Genomic DNA, 8,246 nt, shown 5'->3' with positions numbered 1-8,246 from the left:
GCAGCGGTGAAGCGGCCGGCCCGGGCGCGGAGGGTTCCGCCCCGGTGGGGTCAGCTGCCCGCACGGCGTTCCCCGAGTACGAACCAGCCCTTGCCCACGGCGGCGCGCAGACGCCGGGCGGGTCCGCGGGTGTAGGCGTCCCACGTGGCGGCTGTCGCCAGCCAGCGCTGGTCGTCGAGGACCCGGCCGGCTGCGGTCAGCAACGAGACGTGCAAAGTGTGGTAGGCGAGGCTGGCCGGAGCGCGGTGGCGAAGGTCGTACCTCGTCCAGTAGCCGAGGTCGAATCCGGGCAGGGAGTCGCGGATGCGCTCTGCTGAGCGTCCGGTTTCTTCGGGCGCGCCCAGTTGGCGGCCCAGTTCCAGCAGGCCGAACAGCGCGAAGACGGCGCCGTTGAGGATGTGGCTGGCCGGATCGGACGGGCACTCCTCGAGGAACGGTCGTCCCTGCTGGTCGTAGTGCGAGCATCCGCCTTCCGACAGCGGGCGCAGCATCAGCTCCTTGGCGCCCTGGCACGCGTCCAGGAAGGAACGCTCCTGCGTGAGGGCGTAGCCCCGGAGCATGACGGACACGGCCAGGCCCTGGGCCATCGCCGAGTACCATCCCGGAGGCACGGCGTAGCGCGGCACTGGGACCGGGTAGCGCCATCCTCCGTTGCCGTCCTGGGCGGCTCTGAGCCAACGGGCTTGGTCCACCAAGGCCAGGAGGCCGGCCGGCCGCTCGACTGCGGCGCTGTTGTGCCCCTTCGGGCTGAGGGCGTCGGTGTGCCGACCGAGTGCGTAAAGGCTCATCGAAACGGGGTTGCGATAGGTCTCGCCGTTCGGCGCCCGGGTCACGACCAGCCCGTCGCCGTCCAGTGCGGTCGCGGCCGTCATCGGCCGCAGGTCCAGCGGGTAGCGGCCCGGCGGCCCGGCGGCCTGCGGCCGGGACAGTGCCGGCGTGTCGACTGGGAAGCTGGGCCGCCGCAGATCCTGTAGGCCCTTGCGCAGCAGGACAGCGGGCGCCGGCCGGGTCCGCTGTCGGGGCGTCACGCCCGGCTCCTTCGGAGCCGGGCGCAGCGGTACGGAGGCGTTGCGAGCATCCGGTGGTACAGGTCGTTCACCTGGCCTACGGTCCTTTCGATGTCGAACTGGTGCAGTGCCAGTTGCCGGCCCTGTGCTGCCAGTTCGCGTCGGGTGTCGGGATCGGTGAGGAGTTTGTCCACGGCGTGTGCGAGCGCCGCTGCGTCAGCGGGCGGGACCAGCAGTCCGGTCCGGCCGTCGTGGACCGTGTCGGGCAGGCCGCCTACCTCGCTCGCGACCACCCCTTTGAGCATCAGCAGTGCTTCCACGACGGTGTAGCAGGCGGACTCGTCCATCGACGGGTTCACCAGGACGTCCAGGCCGGCCATGACCGAGCCGATGTCGCTTCGAAGGCCGGTGAACTCGACCCGGTCCGCGATCCCGAGGCGGGCCGCGCGCTCCTGCAGCCGGCGTCGGTAGTGGCCGTCGCCCACGAGTTCGTCGCCAACGACGAAGAACCTCGCCTGGGGATGTCGGCGCAGGATCAGGGGCATCGCGTCGATGAAGACCTCGTGCCCCTTGACGCCGATGGCTCGGAAGTCCCGGAACCGGCTGGGGTACATGTAGGCGACCATGCCGATCGCGGGTGTCGTCCCGCCGAGGTCGAACTCCGTGCGAAACGGCTCGGCGGGTGTCGCGGGGTCGAACCGGTGCACGTCGCAGCCGTAGTAACTGACCTCGACCGCGCGGGCGCCCATCGCCCGGTAGCGCGCCGCGATCGCGCGGCAGGAACCGAGCAGCAGGTCGTCGCGGTGCAGTGAGATTCGGTCCAGGACACGGAAGGGGGTCATGCGCAGATGGACCAGACCGGGTACCTGGGAGACCATCAGTGCCCGGGGGTAGCAGGCGGCAGCGGCTCGTGCGGCCAGCATGGCGATGATCAGGTGGGCGTGGACCACGTCCGGCCGGTACTGCCGGATGAATCTCGTCAGCTGCCACTGCCCGCGGATGATGCCGGGCCACTGCCGGGGGTGGCGGGACAGGCCGAAGGGGATGATCTCCACTCGGACGCCGTCAAGCGCACGCAGGCGGTCGGCGAGCGGGCCTTCGCGCGGCAGCACCGCGCAGACCTCGTTGCCCAGCCTGGCCAGGCCGCGGACCTGGTCGTGGAACCAGCTCCCGCCCACAGCGGTCGAGGTGATCTGCAGGATGCGAAGCGGTGCGGAGCTTTCGGTCAGGTGCCCGCTCATCGCCCCGCCAGGATCGGGACCCGCACCGGCCCGCCTGCGGGGAGGACCGCCGCCACGGGGGCGCAGGTCTCCTCGCTTCGCCCGGCGGCGCGGACGATCAGCAGCAGGCAGGCCAACAGGGGTGGCACCAGTAGGACTTCGCCGAAGGCGGAACAGACGCCCGCTCCGGTCAGTGCCAGCAGTGCGGCCTCGCCGGCCGTCTGGACCGCGAGGTCGTGCGCCCGCAGTGCCGACCTTGCGCGGCGCACGCCGAATGCGACCAGCAGCGCGATGCCCGCAGCTCCGAGCAGGCCGGTTTGCGAAAGCACGGTCAGGTAGGTGTTGTGCGCGAACTCGAGCAGCGGGAACTGGAGGAACATGGCGTTGTAGTCTCCGGTGGCGCGGTAGTAGAGGGGCAGCTGGCCGGCGAAGTTGAGGTACCCGACCCCGAACACGGGGTGCGTGTCGAACATCCGCAACGCGCTGCTCCACAGGTCGAGCCGGACCGCGGAGTCGGCGTCCAGGGTGCTTCCGCCCAGTACGGAGGCGAATCGGGCTGCGACCGCCGGCGGCAGTAGCGGCGCGAGGCACACCGCACCGACGGCCACCGGAGGCAGGGCGCGCAGCGGCCGACGGCCGGCGTGGATCACGAGCACGACGATCCCGGCCAGGTATGCGGCGCGGCTGAGCGAGTAGGCGATGCCGACGGTGAGCACCAGCACGCCGCCCCAGCAGGCCAGTTTCGTAAGTCCTGTCCGTGCGGCGCGGGTGCGGGCCAGCAGCACGGCAGCCGCCATGACAAGCAGGGCGCCCACGGCGTTGTGGTTGGCCGTGCCGGGCTGGGTGATGGCCAGGACTGCGACGTCGTCCGGGCTCTGGTCGGTGTTCCTTGCGAAAACAGCGCCGGCTTGCACGATCTCCAGCGCGGCCAGGGCGGCGGCGCCGGCGCAAAAGACGGTGAGTAGCCGGTCCAGCGTGGCCCCCGGCGCCGCGAGCAACGGCACCAGCAGCAGCGGGGCGCAGACCAGCAGCAGGTACTGCCAGTTGTGGGTGGCTCCTGGGTCGCCACCTCCCGTGACGGCGCTGGCCGCGAGCAGGTAGCCGACGGTGGCGGCGGTCACCAGGGTTCCGCCCGGCCTCGGCCGGGCGATGCCGCGGCCGCTCACGGCACGGCTCAGCACGCACACCAGCATCAGCGCGAGCAGTCGTTTCGGCGTCACAAGCGATGCCCCGAGCTGGGACTGGGACAGCGGGATCGCCAGCGCAAGGGTGTAGAGGCCCGTGTCAGGGACCAGGAGGCAGACCAGGACGACGAGGCCCAGGCCGACGCCCGCGGCGGCCGGGCCGGTGGTGGAGGCGAGCAGGCCTGCGGCGGCAGCGGACGGCAGCGCCAGCGCGACTGGCAAGACCAGCTGGCCGTGGAGCGCTGACCAGGCATGCCGAACGTGCTCGGCGCACCGCTGTGCGCTTCGCCGAACCGCGGGGACCGCTTGCGAGGTCAACGGCCAGCTGGCCTTCGTACTGCGGTGCACGCCGCACAGGACCAGCAGGGCGAACACCAGGTACCCCGCAGAGTCCGCGGCGGCCGCTCCGACCGCGCCGTACCGCGGCGTCAGCATCCCCAGCAGTGCGATGCCGGCGGCGGCGCCCGCGGCGGTCGCGACGATCACGGGGCGCAGCAGGTCCGACGCGGCGAGGTAGGCCTGGAGTGACCGGCCCGCGGCGAACAGCACCATGCCGGGGAGCATCGCCCACACCACCCATGAGGCCCCGGCGTACGGCGGACCGTAGAGCGCCGGGATCAAGACGGGCACGGCCACGGCGGCCGCGAGGGCAAGCACGGCGGTGGTCACGATCATGGTCCCGGCGATCCGGCCGGCGGCCCGCGCGTCGACGGCCCCCGAGGTGACCCGGGGAAACAGCACCAGCGCGACTGCGGTCGGCAGCAGGGCCAGGCCCTCGGCGAGGGGCAGCGCCACGGCATACAGCGCGACCGCTCCGGCCCCGGCCAGCAATTGGATCACCGGGACGTCCAGGCGCAGCATGCCGTAGTGGACCAGGTTCGGCAGGTAGGCCTTGAGGGCGAAACCGCCGAAGAGCCTCAGGGGCACCGACTCGCCGTCGGGTTGGACCCGGGCGGTGGCCGCGAACAGCAGCACCACAGCTCCGGCCAGCTGTCCGGCCAGCACACAAAGGAAACAGTTGCCGACCGTCAGGGTCCCGCCGGCCTGGAGGCCGGCGACTCCGGCCAGGTAGCAGGCTGACGGCACGAGGGTCGTGAGGTTGTACGTCGTGACGCGGCCGCGGCCGATCTCAGCCGTGCCGATCAAGGTGGTGAGGAGGGTGACCGGGCACAGGGCCGCGGAGAGCACGGCGAGGCGGAAGGGGACGGCGAGCAGCAGAGCCGGCCAGTGCCGGCCGAGCAGCAGCCAGAGCCCGGGCAGTGCGGACCCGGCTGCCAGGGAGAACAGCAGGCTCCCTCGCACGATCCAGCGGAACGCTGTGTGGGAGGTGCCGGCGAAGCGCGCGTTGGCGTTGTCCATGCCGAGGACGGCGACGATGCTCAGTACCGCAGGCACCGAGACCATGACTGCGAGGACCCCGCGGTCGTGCACGCCAAGTCCGCGTGCCGAAAGTACACTCGCGGCGAAACTCATCGCCGTGGCCAGCAGCCGGGCGGCTACCGTGCCGCCGACCGCGCCTGGGCTCAGGCCCGGCAGCCGGGCGCGCATGACTTCCATGATTCGCTGCACGTGGGAATGCCCTCCGAAATCACCAGCGAGCACGACACCGCCGATTCAACCACGCAGGGTAGTGTCGTAAGCACGCACAGTAGTGCGTGTTCCGGGGGCGCCACTCTTCCAGCGCCCTGTGCACTGCGTCGAAAGAGTCGGCCTTGAAAGTGGTCAGCCTGGTGGGCGCACGTCCCCAGTTCGTCAAATTGGCACCGATCGCTCACGAGTTGGCCCGACGCGGCCACGAGCACACGATCATCCACACCGGACAGCACTACCACCCACTGCTGTCCCAGTCGTTCTTCGACGAACTCCAGATCCCGTCGCCCGACATGAACTTGGCGGCCGGCTCGGCCACTCCCGCCCTGCAGACGGGGGACATGCTGGCAAGGCTCGACCCAGTGCTCGCGCAGACGCGGCCGCACTGGGTGCTCACCTACGGCGACACCACCTCCACCCTTGCCGGGACCCTGGCCGCAGCGGCGCAGAACCTGTCGATCGCCCACGTGGAAGCGGGGTTGCGCTCCTTTAACCGCACCATGCCCGAGGAACGCAACCGGGTCGTCGCCGACCATCTCGGCGATCTGCTCCTGGCCCCCACCCGGGCGGCGATGGACAATCTGGCCGCCGAAGGCCTGGCCGACCGCTCCGTGCTGTGCGGCGACCTGATGGTGGACTGCCTTCGCGCCGTGATGCCCTCCTCGGGCGGAGCGTCCGCGGAACTGCCCTGCTTCCTCGCCGACAGCCCGGACGGATATCTTCTCGCCACCGTGCACCGGGCGGCCACGACCGACGACCCGCAGCGGCTGTCCGCAGTCCTGGCAGCCCTGGCTGCCTGCCCCAAACCGGTATGGCTCCTGGTCCACCCCCGACTGGCCGCCCGCTGCCGCGAGTTCGGCATCGATCCGGTCGGCGGTTCGCTGCGCACGGCCGATCCTCTGCCGTACCGCACGATGGTCGCCGCCCTGGCCGCCGCGGCCGGACTCGTCACCGACTCCGGCGGCCTTCAGAAGGAGGCGCTGGTTCTCGGCACCCCGTGCAGCACCCTGCGGGCCGAGACGGAGTGGCCCGAAACCCTCAGTGACGGGTGGAACGTGCTGGTGCCCGATCCTCGAGACCTCCCCGCCGTCGTGGCCCGCACCCGTCCGGCCGGGCCGCCGCCGAGCCCGTTCGGCGACGGGCACGCCGCCGCCGCAATCGTCTCGCAACTGGCCAATCGCGGTGAGCGCCCGGTGCTCGTGTCGCGGCCCACCCGGCGGAGCGTGACGGCATGAAGGTCTGGATCTTCAACCACTACGCTGCGCCACCCGACTGCGCGGCCGGCACCCGGCACTACGACCTGGGGCGGGTGCTGACCTCTGCCGGCCACGAGGTCACCGTCTTCGCCAGCAGTTTCAACCACTTCACCCGACGCGAGGAACGGCTGGCACCCGGGGAGAAGACAGCGGTCCGGCACATCGACGGGGTCCGGTTCGTCTGGGTCCGCACAACTGCCTACACCGGCAACGGATACCGGCGGTTCCTCAACATGTGCAGCTACGCCGCCCGGGTCCTGCCCGCCGGGCGGGACCTGGACACGCCCGACGCCATCGTGGGCTCCTGCGTCCACCCGGGGGCCGTACTGGCCGCCTGGGTCGCCGCCCGGCTCCGCGGCGCACGATTCGTCGTCGAAGTGCGAGATCTTTGGCCTCAGACGCTCATCGACATGGGCGCGCTGCACCCCGGCAGCATCCGGGCCCGGCTGCTCTACCTGGTCGAGTCGTTCTGCTACCGGCGCGCGGCCGCGGTGATCTGCCTCCTGCCGGCCGCCGCCGGCTACCTGCAGTCCCGGGGTGTCCCGGCCGACCGGATCCACTACGTTCCCAACGGCATCGACGACCACCGCCCACCGGTCGAGCACCGTCCGGCGCCGGCCCCGGACGCCCCGGACCACGACTTGCAGGTGACCGCTTTGATCACACGGATCAGGCGCCTGCGCGAACAGGGCTATCTCGTCGCCGGCTACCTTGGCTCGCACGGCCGCGCCAACGCCCTCGACACCGTCGTCACCGCCGCCGCGCGGCTCCGCTGCACGTGGCGCCCCCAGGTCGCGACGGTCCTGGTCGGCGACGGCCCGGAGAAGGCCGCCTGCCAACGGCTTGCGGACGATCTGGGCCTGGAGAACGTGCTGTTCTGGCCGCCCGTACCCAAGAGCGCCGTCCCCGCCGTGCTGGCCGAACTGGATGTGACCTTGTTCTGCCTCAGGGACGTCGCGGTGTTCCGCTACGGCCTGAGCAGCAACAAGCTCTTCGACTACCTGGCCTGCGGCAAACCGGTGTTGTTCGCCAGCAACGCACCAGGCGGCCCCGTCCGTGAATCCGGCGGCGGGGTGTGCGTTCCCGCGGAGTCGCCCGACGCTCTCGCCGACGCGCTGACACAACTGGCCGGCATGACCGCTTCGGAACGCGAGCAGATGGGCCGCCGTGGACGGTCCTGGGTCTACCGGCACCACGGGACGACCGCTTTGGCAGACGCGTTCCTCAAGGCGGTCTCCGGCCCGACCGCCTACGGGCCGGTCAACGACCTTTCGGAGGGCTCCCCGTGACACTTCATATTGTGGGCGCGGGCGGCTTCGGCCGCGAGACGCTGGACGCTGTGCGGCGGTCGGCTGCGCCACAGCACGACGTGATCTTCGTCGACGAACACCCCAGGGCCGCACGGGTGGACGGATGCGAGGTCCTGGAGCCCGGCCGCGTGGACCGCGAGGGGAACCAGCACGAGTTCGTCGTCGCGATCGCCGACCCCCTCGCACGCCGGAGGCTGGCCGAGCTGTTCACCCACCGCGGGCTGCGGCCTGCGACGGTGGTCGACCCGCGTGCCGTGGTCTCCGGCGGTGCCAGGATCGGGCCGGGCTGCGTGCTGCTCGGCCAGGCGTTCGTCTCCACCGGCACCGTCCTGGGCGCCCACGTTCACGTCAACTACCACGCCAGCATCGGCCATGACACCGTGCTCGAAGACTTCGTGACCATCCTCCCCGGCGCCAACATCGCCGGGAGCGTGACCGTCGCGGCCGGATCGACGGTGGGAAGCAACGCCGCCGTGCTGCAGGGCAGACGCATCGGGCCCGCCGCGACCGTCGGCGCCGCGGCGCTGGTCACCCGCGACGTGTCGGGTGGCCAGCTCGTCGTCGGCGTCCCCGCCCGGCCACGTTGACCCCGGACGCGTGCACGGGCCTGCCCGGGTCTCCCACGGGCAGGCCCTCCCCTCCTGCGTGGACCGCCGGTCGGGGTCTTCTTCCGGGCCGT

General features: G+C 71.5%; 6 protein-coding genes. 3 read left to right on the top strand and 3 right to left on the bottom strand.

All coding sequences use genetic code 11. The features are described from left to right. Positions 1-50: 50 nt before the first annotated feature. From TR49_RS27260 to TR49_RS27250, 3 genes are read right to left on the bottom strand one after another with little or no spacing between them, the layout of a single operon-like run. Positions 51-1,028 (bottom strand): D-glucuronyl C5-epimerase family protein, encoded by a 978-nt coding sequence (locus TR49_RS27260; protein WP_042386499.1) that lies wholly within the window; start codon positions 1,026-1,028, stop codon positions 51-53. Then, entirely contained in the window at positions 1,025-2,248 is a 1,224-nt protein-coding gene (locus tag TR49_RS27255) for a glycosyltransferase family 4 protein (protein WP_042386498.1), read from the bottom strand. Before TR49_RS27255 ends, TR49_RS27260 begins: the two co-directional genes overlap by 4 nt. After that, positions 2,245-4,959 (bottom strand): O-antigen ligase family protein, encoded by a 2,715-nt coding sequence (locus TR49_RS27250; protein ID WP_042386497.1) that lies wholly within the window; start codon positions 4,957-4,959, stop codon positions 2,245-2,247. Before TR49_RS27250 ends, TR49_RS27255 begins: the two co-directional genes overlap by 4 nt. Positions 4,960-5,123: 164 nt before the next feature. Between TR49_RS27250 and wecB the strand changes: the two genes are divergently transcribed. The 3 genes from wecB to TR49_RS27235 are packed head-to-tail and all read left to right on the top strand — an operon-like array spanning position 5,124 to position 8,154. Continuing rightward, the gene (gene wecB / locus TR49_RS27245; protein WP_042386496.1) at positions 5,124-6,236 is read left to right on the top strand and encodes a non-hydrolyzing UDP-N-acetylglucosamine 2-epimerase; all 1,113 of its coding nucleotides are present in this window, start codon (positions 5,124-5,126) and stop codon (positions 6,234-6,236) included. Then, positions 6,233-7,546: a glycosyltransferase family 4 protein gene (locus TR49_RS27240; protein WP_042386495.1), complete on the top strand. Its 1,314-nt coding sequence runs from the start codon at positions 6,233-6,235 to the stop codon at positions 7,544-7,546. Before wecB ends, TR49_RS27240 begins: the two co-directional genes overlap by 4 nt. Then, positions 7,543-8,154, top strand: a complete 612-nt coding sequence (locus TR49_RS27235) for an acetyltransferase (RefSeq protein WP_042386493.1) — start codon at positions 7,543-7,545, stop codon at positions 8,152-8,154. The genes TR49_RS27240 and TR49_RS27235 overlap by 4 nt, the downstream gene beginning before the upstream one ends. Positions 8,155-8,246: the final 92 nt, after the last annotated feature.

Source organism: Streptacidiphilus melanogenes (assembly GCF_000787835.1).
GTDB lineage: Bacteria > Actinomycetota > Actinomycetes > Streptomycetales > Streptomycetaceae > Streptacidiphilus > Streptacidiphilus melanogenes.
This window is presented reverse-complemented; position numbering and strand designations above follow the sequence as displayed.